Origin of the sequence: Thermobacillus xylanilyticus (assembly GCF_907165215.1) — a bacterium.
GTDB classification, from domain to species: Bacteria; Bacillota; Bacilli; order Paenibacillales; family Paenibacillaceae; genus Thermobacillus; species Thermobacillus xylanilyticus.
Window position 1 is genome coordinate 38,445 of record NZ_CAJRAY010000049.1, and the last position, 17,368, is coordinate 55,812.

At 60.1% G+C, this 17,368-nt stretch carries 18 protein-coding genes; 5 read left to right on the forward strand and 13 right to left on the reverse strand.

The window, feature by feature from the left end; translation table 11 throughout:
- Nucleotides 1-4: 4 nt before the first annotated feature.
- The 10 genes from KJQ12_RS10585 to KJQ12_RS10630 form a co-directional block, all read right to left on the reverse strand.
- Nucleotides 5-1,423 (reverse strand): ABC transporter substrate-binding protein, encoded by a 1,419-nt coding sequence (locus KJQ12_RS10585; RefSeq protein WP_213484649.1) that lies wholly within the window; start codon nt 1,421-1,423, stop codon nt 5-7.
- 36 nt (nt 1,424-1,459) lie between these two features.
- Nucleotides 1,460-2,284, reverse strand: a complete 825-nt coding sequence (locus tag KJQ12_RS10590) for a carbohydrate ABC transporter permease (RefSeq protein WP_213484650.1) — start codon at nt 2,282-2,284, stop codon at nt 1,460-1,462.
- Nucleotides 2,281-3,180, reverse strand: coding sequence for a carbohydrate ABC transporter permease (locus KJQ12_RS10595; protein WP_015256343.1), 900 nt, complete (start codon nt 3,178-3,180; stop codon nt 2,281-2,283). Before KJQ12_RS10595 ends, KJQ12_RS10590 begins: the two co-directional genes overlap by 4 nt.
- Entirely contained in the window at nt 3,173-3,934 is a 762-nt protein-coding gene (locus KJQ12_RS10600) for a glycerophosphodiester phosphodiesterase (protein ID WP_213484651.1), read from the reverse strand. The genes KJQ12_RS10595 and KJQ12_RS10600 overlap by 8 nt, the downstream gene beginning before the upstream one ends.
- 316 nt (nt 3,935-4,250) lie before the next feature.
- The gene (locus KJQ12_RS10605; protein WP_244860564.1) at nt 4,251-5,093 is read right to left on the reverse strand and encodes a DUF4097 family beta strand repeat-containing protein; all 843 of its coding nucleotides are present in this window, start codon (nt 5,091-5,093) and stop codon (nt 4,251-4,253) included.
- Between the two features lie 210 nt (nt 5,094-5,303).
- The gene (locus tag KJQ12_RS10610) at nt 5,304-5,927 is read right to left on the reverse strand and encodes a GyrI-like domain-containing protein (RefSeq protein ID WP_213484653.1); all 624 of its coding nucleotides are present in this window, start codon (nt 5,925-5,927) and stop codon (nt 5,304-5,306) included.
- Between the two features lie 113 nt (nt 5,928-6,040).
- On the reverse strand, nt 6,041-7,111 hold the full coding sequence (locus tag KJQ12_RS10615) for an ABC transporter substrate-binding protein (RefSeq protein ID WP_015256339.1): 1,071 nt from the start codon (nt 7,109-7,111) through the stop codon (nt 6,041-6,043).
- Nucleotides 7,108-7,911: an ABC transporter permease gene (locus KJQ12_RS10620; protein WP_213484654.1), complete on the reverse strand. Its 804-nt coding sequence runs from the start codon at nt 7,909-7,911 to the stop codon at nt 7,108-7,110. The genes KJQ12_RS10615 and KJQ12_RS10620 overlap by 4 nt, the downstream gene beginning before the upstream one ends.
- Complete coding sequence (locus KJQ12_RS10625; RefSeq protein ID WP_213484655.1) at nt 7,904-8,710, reverse strand: ABC transporter permease; 807 nt, start codon at nt 8,708-8,710, stop codon at nt 7,904-7,906. Before KJQ12_RS10625 ends, KJQ12_RS10620 begins: the two co-directional genes overlap by 8 nt.
- On the reverse strand, nt 8,703-9,806 hold the full coding sequence (locus KJQ12_RS10630) for an ABC transporter ATP-binding protein (protein ID WP_015256336.1): 1,104 nt from the start codon (nt 9,804-9,806) through the stop codon (nt 8,703-8,705). Before KJQ12_RS10630 ends, KJQ12_RS10625 begins: the two co-directional genes overlap by 8 nt.
- 280 nt (nt 9,807-10,086) lie before the next feature.
- On the opposite strand from KJQ12_RS10630, the gene KJQ12_RS10635 reads away from it, so the two are divergent.
- Together KJQ12_RS10635 and KJQ12_RS10640 are read left to right on the forward strand one after the other, a co-directional pair.
- Nucleotides 10,087-11,379, forward strand: coding sequence for an MFS transporter (locus KJQ12_RS10635; RefSeq protein WP_213484656.1), 1,293 nt, complete (start codon nt 10,087-10,089; stop codon nt 11,377-11,379).
- A complete protein-coding gene (locus KJQ12_RS10640; protein ID WP_213484657.1) occupies nt 11,369-12,286 on the forward strand; it encodes a polysaccharide deacetylase family protein in 918 nt (305 codons plus the stop codon). The genes KJQ12_RS10635 and KJQ12_RS10640 overlap by 11 nt, the downstream gene beginning before the upstream one ends.
- Before the next feature lie 93 nt (nt 12,287-12,379).
- Here KJQ12_RS10640 and KJQ12_RS10645 read toward each other — a convergent pair whose 3' ends face one another.
- Entirely contained in the window at nt 12,380-13,156 is a 777-nt protein-coding gene (locus KJQ12_RS10645) for an exodeoxyribonuclease III (RefSeq protein ID WP_213484658.1), read from the reverse strand.
- A 50-nt stretch (nt 13,157-13,206) separates the two neighbouring features.
- Nucleotides 13,207-14,694 carry a MocR-like pyridoxine biosynthesis transcription factor PdxR gene (gene pdxR, locus KJQ12_RS10650; RefSeq protein ID WP_213484659.1) on the reverse strand — a complete coding sequence of 496 codons (1,488 nt, stop codon included), beginning with the start codon at nt 14,692-14,694 and terminating at the stop codon, nt 13,207-13,209.
- Between the two features lie 116 nt (nt 14,695-14,810).
- Between pdxR and KJQ12_RS10655 the strand changes: the two genes are divergently transcribed.
- Nucleotides 14,811-14,984 (forward strand): hypothetical protein, encoded by a 174-nt coding sequence (locus KJQ12_RS10655; protein ID WP_015256331.1) that lies wholly within the window; start codon nt 14,811-14,813, stop codon nt 14,982-14,984.
- An 83-nt stretch (nt 14,985-15,067) separates the two neighbouring features.
- Here KJQ12_RS10655 and KJQ12_RS10660 read toward each other — a convergent pair whose 3' ends face one another.
- A complete protein-coding gene (locus KJQ12_RS10660; protein ID WP_244860566.1) occupies nt 15,068-15,946 on the reverse strand; it encodes an SMP-30/gluconolactonase/LRE family protein in 879 nt (292 codons plus the stop codon).
- A 195-nt stretch (nt 15,947-16,141) separates the two neighbouring features.
- On the opposite strand from KJQ12_RS10660, the gene murI reads away from it, so the two are divergent.
- Nucleotides 16,142-16,912, forward strand: a complete 771-nt coding sequence (gene murI, locus KJQ12_RS10665) for a glutamate racemase (RefSeq protein ID WP_213484661.1) — start codon at nt 16,142-16,144, stop codon at nt 16,910-16,912.
- Between the two features lie 58 nt (nt 16,913-16,970).
- A complete protein-coding gene (locus KJQ12_RS10670) occupies nt 16,971-17,366 on the forward strand; it encodes a VOC family protein (protein ID WP_015256328.1) in 396 nt (131 codons plus the stop codon).
- Nucleotides 17,367-17,368 lie beyond the last annotated feature (2 nt).

A 17,368-nucleotide genomic window follows, 5' to 3' on the forward strand; every position in this document is an offset into this window, starting at 1 on the left:
CGCTTTACTGCACGGTCTTGTTGTAGGCCTGGATTTTTTCCGTAATTTCTTTTTCGGCGTCGGCCAGCGCTTGTTCCACTGATTTGGCCCCGTTGATGATTTCCTCCATCGCCTGCTCCACGATTTGGCGGGCTTCCGGAAAGATGCCCATCACGGCGCCCTTGGTTGCGTTGTTCAGCTTCGATTGGTGCAGCTGGTCGACGGCCGTTTTGAACTGCGGGAATTTCTCCATATTTTCCTTCACCAGCGGCTGGTCATACGCGGCTTTGGTGATCGGGAAATAACCGGAGTTCACATGCCAATACGCCTGCTGCTCGGGCGATACGACAAATTTGATGAACTCCCAGGCCGCTTGCTGTTCTTCTTCCGGCCGATCGTTCAGGATGTACAGACTCGCGCCGCCGACGATGACGCCTCCGTCTTCGGCTCCGTCCGGGCGGGGCAGGAATCCCGTGCCGACTTCAAAGCTGCCGCCTACGGTGTCCACAATGCCGCGCAGCGCCGCCGTCGAGTCCAGAATCATCGCCACTTGCCCCGCGTTGAAGGCCGTCTTCGTATCCGCCGTCGAGCGGCCCAGATTGAGCATCACCTTGCTGTCGATCATGTCTTTCCACCAATTCATGACGGTGGTGCCGGCTTCGCCGGCGAGCAGCGACCGGGTGGCAAACCCTTCGCGTCCGTTGCCGTTATCCACATACTCCTGACCCTGCACCGCGAACAGCTGCTCCATGAACCACCCGTAAATGGCGAAGGATGCACCGTACACGCCGTCCTTCGTCAGCGCTTCCGCCGCTTTCTTCACCTCGCTGAATGTCCTCGGCGGATTTTCCGGATCCAGTCCCGCCTCCCGGAACAGCGTTTTGTTGTAGTACAGAATCGGGTTCGACGTGTTGAACGGCATCGAATAGAGCTGGCCGTCGAATGTGTAGTACCCCAGGATGTTTTCTTCCAGCTCACTGAGATCGAAGTTGTCCGCATCGATAAACTTCTGCATCGGCGTGATCGCCTTGGAATCGATCATGAACCGGCTTCCGATTTCGTAGACCTGGACGATGGTGGGACCGGTGCCGCTGCCCATGGCGGTTTTCATTTTGCTCAGACTTTCGTCGTAAGAGCCCTGATAGATCGCTTCAACCTGGATGTCCGAGCGGGACTTGTTGAATTCCGCTACCAAATGGTCCACCGCTTGGCCCACTTCGCCGCCCATGGAATGCCAGAACGTCACTTTGATCGGATTTGAACGGTTGCCGCCGGAAGATCCGTTCGAATCCGGGCTTGCGGAAGAGTCGGAAGACGAACCTCCGCCCGAGTTGCTGTCAGTGTTCCCGCCGGAACTGCATGCCGTCATGAATGCCAGGAGCAGAACAAGAAGTACGATCACGACGGATTTTTTCTTGCTGATCGACTTGAGCGACCGATTCATGATGATGGAATCCTCCCTTTCTGATAAAAACAAATTTCAACCTTTCACGGCGCCTGCCGTAATGCCCCGGACGAGCTGCTTGAGCCCGAATACCAGGGTAAGCAGGGATGGCAGCAGCACGAGCGTGACACCGCCCAGCACGAGGTTGTGGGACATCGCTTCCTCCCATTTCAGCATGCTGATGCCGATCTGCACGGTTCGCATCGTATCCCGGTTCGTGATCAGCAGCGGCCAGAAGTACATGTTCCAGGTGTTGAGGAACTGGTAGACGGCGAGCGTCGCCAGAGCCGGCCTGGCGGTCGGCAGCACGATGCCGGCGAAAATGCGGAAGTGGCCGCAGCCGTCGATTCGCGCCGCTTCCAGCAGTTCCCTCGGCAGCTGCAGGAAATGTTGCCGCAGCAGAAAGATGCCGAAGGCACTGGCCATGAACGGAACGGTGAGCCCGGCATAACTGTCCATCCATCCCCAGGTGCGAATGGTGATGTAGTTGGGGATGATCGTCACTTCCCAAGGAATCATCATCGTGGACAGGAACAGCGAGAACACCAGGCTTTTGCCGCGAAACGGAATGAAGGCGAAGGCATAAGCCGCCAGGCTGGACGTGATCAGCTGTCCGGCCACAACCGCGATCGAGACGATAAAACTGTTGAGCAGAAACCGGTCAATCGGCACCAGGTTCAGCACGTCGGAGAAATTTTTCAAGTAAATGCCGGAAGGCAGGATGTTCGGCGGATAGGCCTGCGCTTCCGAGGGCGTCATCAGGGCGTATGAGAACGTGTAGATAATCGGGTACAACACCGCCAACGCGCACACCGCAAGCGCCGCATACAAGGGAAGATGCTTGATCGTGCGAATGATCATTGATAATGCACCTTCTTCTCCAGCCAGAAAAACTGCAGCAGCGTCAGCAGCAGAATGATCGCAAACAAGACGAGCGCTTGCGCGCTGGCCGAACCGAAGCGCCAGTTCACAAAGGCTTCCTGGTAGATCTGGTAGACCATCACGTTCGTGGCGTTCATGGGGCCGCCTTTCGTCATGATGTGGATTTGCCCGAACGTTTGAAACGCATTGATGACCGAAACGATGAGCAGAAAGAACAGGGTCGGCGACAAGAGCGGGATGAGCACGCTGAAGGCGCTCCGGATCGGTCCGGCTCCGTCGATTTTCATGCTGTCGTAAATATCTTCCGAAATGCCCTGCAACCCGGCGGTCAACACGATGAAATTGAACCCCAGATTCATCCACACCGTCATCAGCGATACCGAGATGAGCGCCCATTTCGGGTCGACCAGCCAGGGGATCGGCGAGATGCCGAGCAGGCCGAGAGCGTAATTCAGCATGCCGGTGCTGGGGTGGAACAAGAGCGCCCAGATGACCGCGCCGGTAGCGGCCGAAATGGCGATCGGCATCGAGAAGATGAATTGAAAGGACTTCATCGCCGGAAGCCTGGCGTTGGTCATGCAGGCCAGCGCGAAAGCGATCAGGATGCCGGGAGGAACCGTGTACAACGTGAAGAGCACCGTCGCTTTCAACGTCGAGAGGAACGTTCCGGACGTGAACATGCTCGCGTAATTGTCCAATCCCGCGAACGCCACCGCCTCGCCCCGCGGATTCGTCAGCTGGAAACTGAGCACGATGGACTTGAACAACGGATAGAACAGGAACGTTCCGAAGAACAGGAGGCAGGGCAGCAGGAACAAATAGCCCAGCAGGTTCTCTCTCCGCTTCACTGCCCTCATGGATTGGGCTTCAGCCATCCTGCAGACTCCTCTCTATCGACGATCCGGCCAGCCGACGCAGTCTGTCCGGATAGTCGGTAATGATGCCCGAGACGCCCCGGGCCAGCAGCCGCTTCATGGCCTCCGGATCATTGACCGTCCATGGATAGACTTGTTGTCCGTTTGCGCGCAGCGCCGCGATGTCTTCCGGTTCAATCAAGGCAAAATGCGGATGCATGGAGTAAACGTCCAGACCGAAATCGCGCACAAGCTTCACGGGATCCAGCAAATTGGCCGAGTACAGCAGACCGATGCGCAGATCAGGCGAGGCCGTTTTCAACCGGTGCAAAAGCCGATGGTCGAAGGAAGAAATGACGACCGACTCCGTTCGTCCGCACGCCCGAATCAGCGAAGACAAAAGATGGATGATCCGGTTGTCGCTGCACTTCAATTCAATGTTGATCCCGACGGAGGAGGGGACGAGATCGAACACTTCACGCAGTGTCGGGATCCGTTCACCGGCATACTCCGGTGAAAACCAGGCGCCGGCGTCCAGCCGCCGCAGCTCTTCAAGCGTCATTTCCCGAATGAGGCCGGACCCGTTCGTTGTGCGGTCCGCTTCGAAATCATGGCAGACCACGATTTCTTCGTCGGCAGACAGCTGCACATCCAGCTCGATCATGTCGCACCCTTGCTCGACCGCCAGCCGGAAGGCGGCCGGCGTGTTTTCCGGTGCCTGCCCCGCGGCCCCCCGGTGGGCGATGACAAGCGGCCGGTGATCGTCTCTGTCCATATCCGTATCCTCCTTCAGCTGATTGGGAAAGCGAACAAGGCTGCGTCTTGTGCAATGTTGATCGAATTCGACAAAATCAGCGTACTGTCATTTTGTCAGCGGAGAATTAATCAAGTTCCAATTTTCTGTAAAATTTATTGCGCTCGGCAAGTAAGTAGTAAACGCTTGCAAAGATCTTCGGAAGCGCAATACCCCCTTCCTTGTTATGCGTCGTAATAGTTTCTTATGCCCGGAACGACATTCTTAGGCACGTCACAACAAGAATAAAGGCCGGAAATGCCCTGTTTGTGGGCATTTCCGGCCTTTTGAAATCAGGTTATTGCTCAATCCGGATGCTGCCGCTCCCGGTTCGCACTTTGATGACTTCCCCCGACGTGCCGGCGGCATCCGGATGGTGGATCGAGCCGGAGTCGGATTTCAAATCATAGGAGCCGCTGTACGAGAGAGGCACGATAATGTGGACACTGCCGGAATCGGAGGATACGACGGCGCCCATCTCGTCTTTTTTCACGATGCGGATCGAACCGGAGTCGGTCTCGATATTGCCGGCGCCTTTCAAATGATTGATGGTAATGCTGCCGGAATCGGATACGGCCGTCACGCCGGCGTGTATCTCGTCCGCATGGATGCTTCCGGACTCGGAACGGAGCGCCAGGCTTTTGCCCTCGTAGCTTTCCAGCCGGATTCCGCCGTAGTTGGACGTCACCGTCAAGGTGCCGCCTTGCAGACGGCCCAGCCGGATGCTGCCGGAATCGGATCCGATGACGAGATCCCGGGCCTTGGCGCCATCCACGCTTACCGATCCTGCATCGCTGCTGACCTTGAGCGTCTCGAACGATTCCAGCGATTCTTCCGTCAGCGAGATGGTGATGGATTGCCTCTCGTTCCAAGTGAAGTCAGGGAAGAAGCCCCAGTACCATGGATCTTGGTCTTTGAACTGCAGATAGAGGATGCCGTTCTTGACTTCGGCCGACCGGATCTGCTTCACCGTTTTCGGCGCCGCCTTTCCCTCGATCCGGACGACATTCTCTTGGCTGACCGTAAAATCGATCTCCAGCGCGTAGCTGTCGCTCTCAATCCGGATCTCCCGCACGTGATCCCCGAGCGCCAACGCATGCTCATAGGTCTCGCGCAATTCGTAGCCGAAGACATATTTCACCAACGCAATAATTCCGACTGCGACCAGGATGACGCCAACGATCGTTCTTGCCAACCGGCTCATGACAGACAAATACACCCTTTCCGCTCATCTGTGGTTGATCAAAGTGTACACCAGCACCCTGCGCTCCAGGTACCGGCCGCGGAAGGATCGGGCGCCAGACTTTGGTCGGGGTTGGCGGAAAAGCTTTGGAGACTCCATCCGGGGCGATTAGCGCTTATGCACCTGGAATCGGAGCACCGTTTTCAATTTCGCCGGTTCGGTCTTGCGGGGATCGGACAGGTAGATTTCCCGATGCGTCTTGGACGCCCGGACATAACCCTGTTCAGCGCAATACGCTTCCATGCGCGCGAAGCTTGCGGGTTCATCGTCATACGGACCGATGTGCAGCATCTGGCAGCACAGCCCTTCTTCCATCCGTTCGAACCGGACATGATCCAGATACGGATTGGACTTTTTCCGTTTCGTCTGCTCCAGGAAGCGCCGGAACCCGTCTTCGGTCAGGAAATCCGGCTGCCGGATCATGAGGGTGTATTTGAAATTGCTTTTGTCCGTCGAAGGCCTGGTGTAGTCCACCAGATCCCATACCCCCTCCAGCGGAAACACCTTGTACGCGTAATAGCCGGCCGGCGCATCGCCGCTGCGGTACGACATTTTGACCGCATAGCTGATGCTGTACAGCGCCTCCGTCTGTTTGACGAACGCCTCGCCGTTCGGGTCCCCGGAGCCGCCGAGCATGATAAACGGCAGCTGCGGCACTTCCACGACCACGGGCTCCGCGGGCGGCACATAAAGATGCTTGAAATCTTTCTTGTAATCGACAGTCTTCGTCAATGCCGTTCACTCCTTCGCTTCCGGAACATGATCCCCTACAGCTTAACCGATCAAATATGCCAACAGTCCGAAACGCCGAAAGCCGGGAACCGCCGCAGGCTCCCGGCTTTGTATCATTTCGCGTGCATCTTGAACTCGAGGAACAGGTCGTTGTAGTAGGCGAGCATCCGCTTGCCCAGATTTTCGTAGACCTCCAGCCGGGCGATCAGTTCGTCGCCCGGATAGAACCGCTCGTCCTCCCGGATCTCTTCGGGCAGCATCTCCAGCGCCGTGGCGTTCGGCGTCGAGTAGCCGACATATTCGGCATTCCGCGCCGCGTTCTCCGGATCGAGCATGAAGTTGATGAACAGGTGCGCCCCTTCGATGTTGCGCGCCGTCTTCGGAATGACCATCGAGTCGAACCAGAGGTTTGACCCTTCCTCCGGCACGACGTAGTCCAGGTCTTCGTTCTCCCACATGATTTCCGCCGCGTCACCGGACCAGACGACCGCCGCCGAAGCTTCATTGCCGGTCATCAGCATCTTGATCTCATCGCCGACAATGGCTTTCACGTTCGGCGTGAGCCGCTTCAGCTTGGCCAGCGCTTCCTGCAGGTGCTCCTCGTCCGTGTCGTTCAGCGAATAGCCCAGACTGTTCAGCCCCATGCCGATAATCTCACGGGCGCCGTCGACGAGCAGGATGTCGTTCCTCAGGGACGGATCCCAGAGCGCGTCCCAGCTGACAGGCGGCTCGTCGAACGCTTCGGGGTTGTAGAGGATGCCGACCGTACCCCAGAAATACGGCACGGAATAGACGTTGCCCGGATCATAGGACATGTCCATGAACCGCGGATCGATATGCGCCATGTTGGGCAGCTTGGAATGGTCGAGCGGCACCAGCAGGCCGTCTTCCATCAAGCGCTCGACGGCGTATTCGGACGGCATCGCGACATCGAATGTCGTTCCGCCTTGGGCGATCTTCGTCATCATCGCTTCGTTCGAATCGAACGTCTCGTAGATGACGGTGATGCCCGTCTGCTCCTGGAACTCCTTGAGCAGTTCCGGATCGATGTAATCGCCCCAGTTGAAGACGGTGATCGTGTCCGCCCCCGCGTAGCCCGCGCTCCGGTTGAGCGCGTTCGTCCACGCCATGAGGCCCAGCGACGCGACGAGGATAACCGCGAACAGTTGCACGAGCTGTCTCATCGGCGTTCACCGCTTTCTGCGAGCCGCGCGTTGCGGCGGTTGATGAAGTAATACCCGATGACGAGCGCGACGGTGAACAGGAACAGCAGCGTCGAGAGCGCGTTGATCGAGAGCGAGATGCCCTGCCGCGCCCGCGAGTAGATCTCGACGGACAAGGTCGAGAAGCCGTTCCCGGTGACGAAGAACGTCACGGCGAAGTCGTCCAGCGAGTAGGTGAGCGCCATGAAGAAGCCGGCGAAAATGCCGGGTTTCATGTACGGCACGACGACCCGTGTCAGCACCTGCCACGCGTTGGCGCCCAGGTCGCGCGCGGCGTCGAGCATGCTCGTGCGCATTTCCTGCAGCTTCGGCAGCACCATCAGGACGACGATCGGCACGCTGAACGCGATGTGGGACAGCAGCACCGACACGAAGCCGAGCTGGATGCCGATGATCGTGAACAGGATCAGGAACGACGCGCCGATGATGACGTCCGGGCTGACGATCAGGACGTTGTTCAGCGCGAGCAGCGCGTTCTTCCGGCTGCGGCGCTTCACCTCATAGATCGCCAGCGCGCCGATCGTTCCGAGAATCGTCGAGACGAGGGCCGAGAGCAGCGCGATGACGACCGTGTTCAGCACGATGATGAGCAGCCGCGTATCCTGCAGCACTTCCCCGTACCATTCGAGCGTAAACCCTTCGAAACCTTGCATCGTCCCGCCGCTGTTGAACGAGTAGACGATCAGATAAGCGATGGGCGCATACAAGATGACGAAGACGGCCGTGAGATACAGATTCGACCAGCGCCACCTTCTATCCACGGAGCGCACCCCGCTTTCCGATGCCGGTCGCGAACATGATGAGGGCCATGGCGATGATCAGGAACACGGCGATCGTCGCGCCCATTCCCCAGTCCTGCGTCACGAGGAAATGCTGCTCGATCGCCGTGCCGAGCGTAATGACCCGGTTGCCGGCGATGAGCCGGGTGATCATGAACAGCGACAGCGACGGAATGAACACGGCCTGGCAGCCGGCCTTGACTCCGTCCAGCGTCAGCGGGAAAATGACCCGCCGGAACGTCGTCCATGCCGAAGCGCCCAGATCGCGGGACGCGTCGATCAGGGCGGGATTCAGCTCTTCCAGCGCGTTGTAGATCGGCAGGATCATGAACGGGATGAAAATGTACACCGACACGAACACGAAGCTGAAGTCGTTGAACAGCAGCTGCCGGCCCCCGATGCCGACCATCTCGAACACCGCGTTCACCAGGCCGTATTTGCCGAACAGTCCGATGAAGGCGTACGCCTTCAGCAGCAGGTTGATCCAGCTCGGCAGGATGATGAGCAGCAGCCACAGCTGCTTGTGCTTGAGCCGCGTCAGGATGAGCGCCGTCGGGTATGCCACGAGCAGCGAGAACGCCGTGATCAGGAAGGCATACCAGAACGAGCCGAGCGTCATGCGCAGGTAGATCGGCGTGAAGAACTTCGCGTAATTGTCCAGCGTGAACTGTCCTTCGACATCGAAGAACGAATAGTACGCGACCAGGATGATCGGCGCCGCGACAAACAGGACGATCCATGCGACATAAGGGATGAGGTAGAAGTTTCGCGTCCTAGCCATGGCTGCCCTCTCCGTAGGTCTCGAGCCGTCTGTCGAATTCTTCTTCCGTCTCGCCGAAACGCATGACATGGATCGCTTCCGGGCCGAAGGTCAGGCCGATGTGCTCGTCCACCTCCGCTTTGCGCGTCGAGTGGACCAGCCACGTGTTGCCGGACTCGTCGCGTCCCTTGATCTCGTAGTGGACGCCGCGGAACAATTGCGACTCGACGCGGATGCGCAGCTTGCCGCTCTCCGGCTCGGTGATCTCGAGGTCTTCCGGACGAATGACGATCTCGACCGGCTCGCCTTCGCGGAATCCGCCGTCAACGCACTCGAACGGCTTGCCGGCGAATTCGACCAGATAGTCGCGGATCATCCGGCCCGGAATGATGTTCGATTCGCCGATGAAATCCGCCACGAAGCGGTTGATCGGTTCGTCGTAGATGTCGGTCGGCGTGCCGGACTGCTGGATCCTCCCCTTGTTGAGGACGAAGATCTCGTCCGACATCGCAAGCGCCTCTTCCTGGTCGTGCGTAACGAAGACGAACGTGATGCCGAGCCGCCGCTGCAGCTCGCGCAGCTCGTACTGCATCTCCGTGCGCAGCTTCAGGTCGAGCGCCGACAGCGGCTCGTCCAGCAGCAGCACCTCCGGCTCGTTCACGATCGCCCGGGCGATCGCGACCCGCTGCCGCTGGCCGCCGGACATGCCGGCGATGTCACGGTTCTCGTAGCCTTCAAGGTTTACGAACCGCAGCGCTTCTTTCACCTTGGTATCAATGCTCAAGCGGTCCAGCTTCTTGATCCGCAGGCCGAACGCAACGTTCTCGTATACGTTCAGATGAGGGAACAAAGCGTAATCCTGAAAAACGGTGTTCACCTGGCGCTTGTTCGCCGGAACCCGGTTCACAAGCTTTCCGTTGATGTAAATGTTTCCTTCCGTCGGCTCCATAAACCCCGCAATGAGCCGCAGAATGGTTGTCTTGCCGCAGCCCGAGGGACCGAGCAGCGTGTAGAATTTGCCCCGCTCGATGTCGAAGCTGACCTCGTCCAGTACGGTGACGCCGTCCTCATAACGTTTTGTCACGCGGTCGAACCGAATGATCACGTCATCCGCCAACTGCTTTAACCCTCCTTTTCATTCTGCCGAATCATGAAGCCGAGCACGGCCGCTTGTCCGATTCTGCCGATGGGTGAATTACGATTGTTATATTATCATGGATTTCGTCGTGTGGGGATACAAGAAAAACGGCAAACGCCGTCAATTTATGAAGGCCGGGACGTTTTGCGGCGAAAGCCGCCGGGAAGCGGGAAAAAGCTGACGCAAAACGTCCGCCCGTGCTATGATGTAAGCGATAACACTTACGGGTTAGGAAAAGGATGGAAAAGGAGGGGGATGCGTGAGAAACCGGTGGATCAATTCGCCTGCCGCGTATGCGCTCGGGATGTTCGCAATGATGGTGCCGACGCAGGCGTTCAGCTCGTTTTATTTCTACTTTTACGTCGATGAACTGGGACTCGCCGTCTGGCTGGCGACGATTGCGCGCACGATCTACCTTGTATGGGACGCGGTCAACCAGCCGCTCGCCGGCTGGCTGTCCGACCGGACGTCCACGCGGCTCGGGCGGCGGAGGCCATGGCTGCTCGGCGCCGTGCCCGCGTACATGCTGACGTTCGTGATGGTGTTCGCCGTCCCGCCGGGACTCGGCAAAGCCGGCCTGTTCGCATGGTTCCTCGCCGCGCTCATCCTGATCGAAGCGGTCGCGACGATCATCTGGGTGAACTACGGGGCACTTTTCCCGGAGTTGTTCCGGGGCAACCGGCTGCGCGCCCGGGCGTCGGCCGTACAGCAGGGCTTTCAGATCGCCGCCCTCCTGGTCGGCACCGCCGCGACGCCGCTGCTTTACACTTCTCTCGGCTACGGCAATATGGCGCTGATCTACGCCTTTCTCTTCGGCGTCCTGATGCTCGCCTGCATCGCCGGCATCCGCGAGCAGGAAGAAGCGCGGCAAGGCCCGCGGCTCAGCTTGCAGGAATCGTTCCGCACGACGCTGCGCAACATCCCGTTCTGGCTGCACAACATCGCCAACTCCTTCGCGCAGACCGTGAACGGCCTGATCGGCTTGATCATCCCTTTCTATGCGAAGTATGTGCTGCGCATCCCCGAGGCGCAGGTCACCTGGCTGCTCGCTTCGATCTTCGTCTCGGTCATTCCGCTCGTCTTCGTCTGGTACCGGATCGCGCGGAACATGGATCCGGTGAAATGCTGGCGGCTGTCGCTCGCCGCCTATGCGGCAAGCGTGCTGCCGCTCAGTCTCGCCGGCGACCTGGCGACCGGCATCGCGGCGGGCGTGCTCGTCGGCTTCGGACTCTCCGGTTTCCTCGTCACGCCGCCGGTCGTCGGCAGCCGCATCATCGACCTCGACTTCGAAGCGACCGGACGGCGGCGCGAAGGCGTCTATACGGCGGTCTCCGGTTTCATCACGCGGTCCAGCGGCCTCATTTCCGCGCTCGCGTTCCTGATTGTCGGCGACATTTTCGGCTATGTGAGCGGGGAAAATCCGGGGCCGAATCCCGAAGCGGCATTCCGTTGGCTGAGCAGCTACATTCCGTTCATCCTGCTGCTGATCGCCTTCGCGATCTCGCTGTTCGTGAAGCTGGAAGGGGGAAAAGGGGAGCGGCATGACGGGTAAATATCTGGTCATCAATTGCGACGACTTCGGCCAAAGTCCGGCCATGAACGCGGCGATCATGCATCTGCTCGAGGAAGGGCTCGTCTCGTCGGCAACGATCATGGCGCCGGCGCCGGCTTTCCGCGAAGCGGCCGAGTGGTGCCGGAAGCGGGAGCAGCCGAACATCGGTCTCCATCTGACGCTGACGAGCGAGTTCGAGGCGCTCCGCTTCCCGAGCCTGACGGGCGGAGCGTCGCTGCACGACGACAGCGGCCATATGTACCGGACGGTGGAGGAATTCGAGCGGGGCGCGGACACCGCGGACGTGATGCGCGAATTGACCGCGCAGTACGAGGCGGTCCGGGCGAGCGGCGTGCAGATCACCCATGCCGACAACCATATGGGCAGCCTGTACGGCATGGCGACCGGCCGCAGCCATATTCCGCACGTGCTGCGCTGGTGCGCGCGGCGGAGCCTGCCGTTCCGGCTGTTCCGCAAGGTCGACCCCGCCGATCCGCTGCTCGGCCCGATGCCGGGGGTGGAGCGCGCGGCCGCGAAGGCGTCGGCGCTGGCGGGCGTGCTCGGCGTCGCGCTGCCCGACTACCTGCTCTCGCACCCGTTCGAGAAGCGGGACGGTGAAACCTACGAATCGTTCAAGCAGATGCTGATTGACAAGCTGTACCGCCTGCCCTTCGGCATCTGCGAGACGTATATTCATCCCGGCGTCGACGACCCGTGGATGCGCAGGGCGATTCCGCATTGGGAGAAAAGGGTGTGGGAGTTCCGGCTGATGATGGACGACGACTTCCGCTACGCGATCCGCGACGCGGGCGTGACGGTGGTCGACTACCGCTTCATCCGGAAGCACGGCCGGGAATCCCGGCTGCGCGCCGGCGCGCGGCTGGCGGCGTCCGCGCTGCGCAGGTGAGGAAAAACGCGCAGCCGCATGCCTTGCGCCCCGAAGAGGGGCCGGCATGCGGCTGTCGTTGTTGTCGCCGGATGCGGAAAGGTTCCCGCGCGGTCAAGCTTCCGGCTGTTCGCCGGGATCGCGCATCAGGAGGCCGACCGGGCAATGGTCGCTGCCCATGATGCCGCTGTCGATCAGCGCGTCCTCCAGATACGGCGCGAGGCGGGCGGAGACGAGGAAATAGTCGATCCGCCAGCCGATGTTCCGCTCGCGCACCTTCGGCATGAAGGACCACCAGGTGTACGCGTCCGTCCGGTCCGGGTAGAAATGGCGGAACGTGTCGATGAATCCCGCCTCGAGCAGCCGGGTCATCGCCTCGCGTTCCTCGTCGGTGAAGCCGGCGTTTCCCCGGTTGGATTTGAAATTCTTGAGATCGATTTCCCGATGGGCGACGTTCAGATCGCCGCAGACGACGACCGGCTTGCGCGCATCCAGCTCCTTCAGGTACGCGCGGAACCGCTCCTCCCACGCGATGCGGTATTCAAGCCTCGACAAGTCGCGCCGCGCGTTCGGCGTGTACACGTTGACGAGGAAGAACGCGGGAAATTCGAGCGTCAGCACGCGTCCCTCCGGATCGTCCCCGTCGGACAGGCCCTTCCGGACCGCCTCCGGTTCGATCCGCGTGAACACGGCGGTGCCGGAGTAGCCTTTCTTCTCGGCGCAGTTCCAATACTGCCGGTAACCCTCCGGCAGTTCCAGCTCGAGCTGGCCTTCCTGCAGCTTCGTCTCCTGTACGCAGACGATGTCGGCGTCCGCGCGCCGGAAGTAGTGGAGAAAGCCTTTGCCGACGCAGGAGCGCAGGCCGTTGACATTCCATGAGATCAGTTTCATCGGTTTCTTCACCTCATTGCAGAGCCCGCCCGAAGCGGGCCCGATCCATATTACAGGGTCGGCCGGGAGGGGGTTTCCCTCGGCACCGGATTGGCCAGATACCTGCGAAGCACATCGCACAGGAGGATCATCGCTTCACGGAGGGAGTTCTCGTCCATGAACGAATAGCTGATCCGGAAGCGATGGTGCTCGGGCTCGTTGGCATAACAGGTGATGCCCGGCAGGATCGCAACCCCTTCGCGCTGCGCGAGCGCGTACAGGTCGGTTGCCCTGGCCCATTCCGGCAGGGTCACCCAGATGTTGAACCCTCCCTCGGGCTCCGTCCAGGTCACGCCACGCGGCGCATGGCGCTTCAGCAGTTCCAGGGCGATATTGCGGCGGGATTTCAAAGCCGCCCTTAGCCGTTTCAGATGCCGCTGGAACAGGTTGGATTGGAGAACCGGCAGAATGGCCTTCTGATTGAGCATGGGACTCCCGAGATCCGCGATCGTCTTGGCCGCGATCAGTCGATTCAGGATGGTGCCGGAAGCGACAATCGCCGATACGCGGCAGCCGGGCGACAAAATTTTGCTGAATCCTTTTACGAGTATGACATGTCCGAACCGGTCCAACGATTTGATCGTGCGGGGCGGCTCCGTCCGAAAATACGTATCGCTGAACGCGTCATCCTCCAGAATGATCGCATTGTAGCTTTGGGCCAGCTCCAGCAGCCGGGCTCTGCGGGAGACGCTCATCACCGTGCCGGTCGGATTGTGGAAGGTCGGAACCGTATAGATCAGCTTCGGCGGATTGGCATCGCACAATTGACTCAGGATATCGATTCGCATCCCCTCATGATCGACCGGAACGGTGACAATGCGCGCGCCCCGTGCCGCGAATACGTCGATGGCCCCGGAGTAGGAGGGCCCTTCCATGTACACCGTATCCCCCGGCCCCGTAAACGTGCGGGCCACCAAATCAATCGCCTGCTGGGACCCGCTCGCAATCAGCACCTCCTCCGCGCCGGCGGCAATGCCGCGTTCCCGAAAGTAGACGGACAAGGCTTGCCGCAGTTCCGCATCTCCCTGAAACGGCCCGTAGTTCGCGATAATCGCCGGGTTCTCCGTCACGAGCTGATGGATATTCCTGCAGATTTCCCGGTTGGGCAGCAAATCGGGGTCCACCATTGCGACATGAAGCCGATACCGGCAGTCCGATGAAGATCCCTGGAAATGCCGCCACGTGTGCGCCCGGGGCAAATAATCAATGAGAGACAATTGCCATGACGCGGACAATTCCGGCGTTCCGCCGCCATCTTCCGGATCCGGGCCGACGAAGCAGCCTTTCCCCTGCGTGCAGTGAATCAGCTCCATTCGTTCCAGCTCGGCATACGCCTTGCTGACGGTCACCTGGCTGACCTTGAGGCTCCTCGCCAGTTCACGCACCGAAGGCAGCCGGATTCCCGTCTTCAACAAACCGGAACGAATGCGATCGGACAATGTTTGGGCGATCTGTTTCGACAATGGCGTACCGGCATGACGTTTCAATTCAATATGCATGGCTTGCCGCCTCCGACTGTTATACACGTTTCTTTACTGTTATACGGTGTTATGGCTATATTGGCCGTAAATTCATTGATTTCAGTATAACTTTAAAGAAACGGGAGGTAAATGCCATGCGGGGATTTAAAGGAATTCTTGCGCTGTTTCTTGCGGCCATTGTCCTTTTGACGGTTGTCATGGTGTGGAAGGAGAACCCCGGGGCAGAAGCGGAACGCGGGATGCGTCCCGAATCCAAAGAGGATTATATCAGGAGGAAGCTGGACCATTGGACGCCGATGGTGCCCTGAGCCTGCCAATGATAGAAGCAGCCCGCCCGGCGCGCCGGCCAGAAGGCGGGTTGCTCCCCGTTGGATCGGCATGACTTCGGCGTTCATACGCGCGCGCGTTGGACCGGCAGCCCGGGCACGTCCACCTTCACGCGGAACAGGCCGCCCGCCAGCGGCTGCTTCCCGGTGTTCTGCCCGCTGCCGCCGCCCGCCGTCGTAATGTACAGCTCGTCGAAATGCTCCCCGCCGAACGCGCAGGAGGTCACATTTTCGACCGGGATCGGCACCGACGCCAGCTTCCTGCCCGTCACGGGATCCCACCGTCCGGCCTGCCGGCCGCCCCAATGGCCGATCCACAGCTTGCCTTCCGCGTCGATGCACATGCCGTCGGGATCGCCCGGCTCGTCCGCCGGATATTCGATGGCGACCCGCCGGTTCGCGATCGCGCCGGTCTCCGGATCGAAGTCGAACGCCCAGACGATCCGCTCGCCCGTATCGATGTAGTACATCGTCCGCCCGTCCGCCGTCCAGGCCAGGCCGTTCGAGCAGATGACGTCCGTCAGTTTCCGCGTCAGCTTGCCGCCCGCCTCCAGCATGTACAGCGAGGCGTTCCGCGTCCATTTCGCGCTGATCGTGCCGGCCCAGAACCGGCCTTCGGGATCGCATTTGCCGTCGTTCACCCGGTTGTCCGCATCGGGCTCGTCCGTATGGACGATGAGTCCGGTCTGCTCCGTATCCGGATCGAACCGGTAGAAGCCGTCGGCCAGACCGAGAATCCACGAGCCGTCCTCGGCCGGCACAGCGCAGCCGATCTTCTGATCGAACCCGTGGACGGCAACGCGTCCGTCCCGCGGCCGGAAGCGCTGCAGCTTGCGCTCTTCGATATCGACCCAGAACAGCTCGCCGAGCCGCTCGTCCCACACCGGTCCTTCGCCGAGCCGGTTGCCGGCGGCAACGACACATTCCGCCTGATACGTCAACATTGCGCTCAACCCCATTTCCTGCTGGTGTATCTTCCCCCACAATAACAGAACGGGGCGGAAAGCGCCATTGTTCCGGCTGCGGATGCGGCCGGGACATTTGACGGTATTCAAACCGCGGGCGGATAAGGTAAAATGAAAAAGGTTATTGGATGGGCAATCGCGGCTTTTACCACAACAGACGGGAATCGGGTGCAGATGAGGATCGGATTTTTTGACTCGGGGCTGGGCGGACTGACCGTGCTTGCCGAATCGCTTCGCCGGCTTCCGGCCAAAGATTATCTGTACATGGCGGACACGCTGCACGTGCCGTACGGAACGAAGACGAAAGAGGACGTCAGGCGCTACGTTCTGGAAGCCGTCGAGACCATGGTCGGTCAGGGCATTGACGCACTGGTCGTTGCCTGCAACACGGCCACGAGCATCGCGATCAATGAGCTGCGGGAGATCTACAGCATGCCGATCGTCGGCATGGAGCCTGCCGTCAAGCCCGCGGTGGAGATGAACCGGGCGACGGGCAAGCGCGTGCTGGTGTGCGCGACGCCGCTGACGCTCTCCATGCCGAAGTATTACGCGCTGGTCTCCCGCGTGGACGAAAACGGCATCGTCGATTCGCTGCCGCTGCCCGAACTGGTCGACTATTGCGAGCGTCTCGTGTTTGACGGGGAAGAACTCGCGGCGTATTTCCGGCGGAAGCTGGAACCGTTCGATCTTGACCGGTACGGCATCATCGTGCTCGGGTGCACGCATTTTATCTATTACCGGGACGCGCTGCGGCGCGTGCTGCCGGAATCGATCGAGATCGTCGACGGCAACGCCGGCACGGTTCGGCGGCTGGCGGCGCTCCTGACCCGCTACGGCATCTCGGAGAATGACGGCAGCGGCGATGTGCGGCTCATGTGCACCGGCGGCGATCCGGCGTACATCCGGAAGATGGGCATCGCGCTCGACCGGGCCAGGACATTGTAATACAGGACATTGCAAAATTTGATGCGCGGCAACAGATGCCGGAGAGGAGAGACAAGTCATGGGCAACAATCGGGTGATCGGCGGCGGCGGATTTCATCACGTGGCGATTCGGGTGCACGATTTTGACGCGTCCGTGAAGTTTTACACCGAGGTGCTCGGGTTCACCGAGCGCGTGCGGTGGGGCGAAGGGAACGGGCGGGGCATCCTGCTCGATACCGGAGACGGCAATTACCTTGAAATCTTTGCGGGAGGCGCGCCCGGCCCGAAGCCGGAAGGGGCGTTCCTGCATCTGGCGCTTCGCACCGACAATGTCGACAAGGCGATTGAGGTTGCGCGCGCAGCCGGCATGGAAGTGACGGTCGAGCCGAAGGATGTCTCGCTCGGAACGGTGCCGGCGCGGATCGCGTTCTTCAAGGGGCCGGACGGCGAGATCATCGAGTTGTTCCAGGAATAAAA

Coding starts and splice junctions, on each gene's coding strand:
- KJQ12_RS10660 (WP_244860566.1), bottom strand. CDS start 15,946: ATGTTGACGTATCAGGCGGAATGTGTCGTTGCCGCCGGCAACCGGCTC.
- KJQ12_RS10595 (WP_015256343.1), bottom strand. CDS start 3,180: ATGGCTGAAGCCCAATCCATGAGGGCAGTGAAGCGGAGAGAGAACCTG.
- KJQ12_RS10590 (WP_213484650.1), bottom strand. CDS start 2,284: ATGATCATTCGCACGATCAAGCATCTTCCCTTGTATGCGGCGCTTGCG.
- KJQ12_RS10600 (WP_213484651.1), bottom strand. CDS start 3,934: ATGGACAGAGACGATCACCGGCCGCTTGTCATCGCCCACCGGGGGGCC.
- pdxR (WP_213484659.1), bottom strand. CDS start 14,694: ATGCATATTGAATTGAAACGTCATGCCGGTACGCCATTGTCGAAACAG.
- KJQ12_RS10625 (WP_213484655.1), bottom strand. CDS start 8,710: ATGGCTAGGACGCGAAACTTCTACCTCATCCCTTATGTCGCATGGATC.
- murI (WP_213484661.1), top strand. CDS start 16,142: ATGAGGATCGGATTTTTTGACTCGGGGCTGGGCGGACTGACCGTGCTT.
- KJQ12_RS10585 (WP_213484649.1), bottom strand. CDS start 1,423: ATGAATCGGTCGCTCAAGTCGATCAGCAAGAAAAAATCCGTCGTGATC.
- KJQ12_RS10655 (WP_015256331.1), top strand. CDS start 14,811: ATGCGGGGATTTAAAGGAATTCTTGCGCTGTTTCTTGCGGCCATTGTC.
- KJQ12_RS10645 (WP_213484658.1), bottom strand. CDS start 13,156: ATGAAACTGATCTCATGGAATGTCAACGGCCTGCGCTCCTGCGTCGGC.
- KJQ12_RS10615 (WP_015256339.1), bottom strand. CDS start 7,111: ATGAGACAGCTCGTGCAACTGTTCGCGGTTATCCTCGTCGCGTCGCTG.
- KJQ12_RS10640 (WP_213484657.1), top strand. CDS start 11,369: ATGACGGGTAAATATCTGGTCATCAATTGCGACGACTTCGGCCAAAGT.
- KJQ12_RS10670 (WP_015256328.1), top strand. CDS start 16,971: ATGGGCAACAATCGGGTGATCGGCGGCGGCGGATTTCATCACGTGGCG.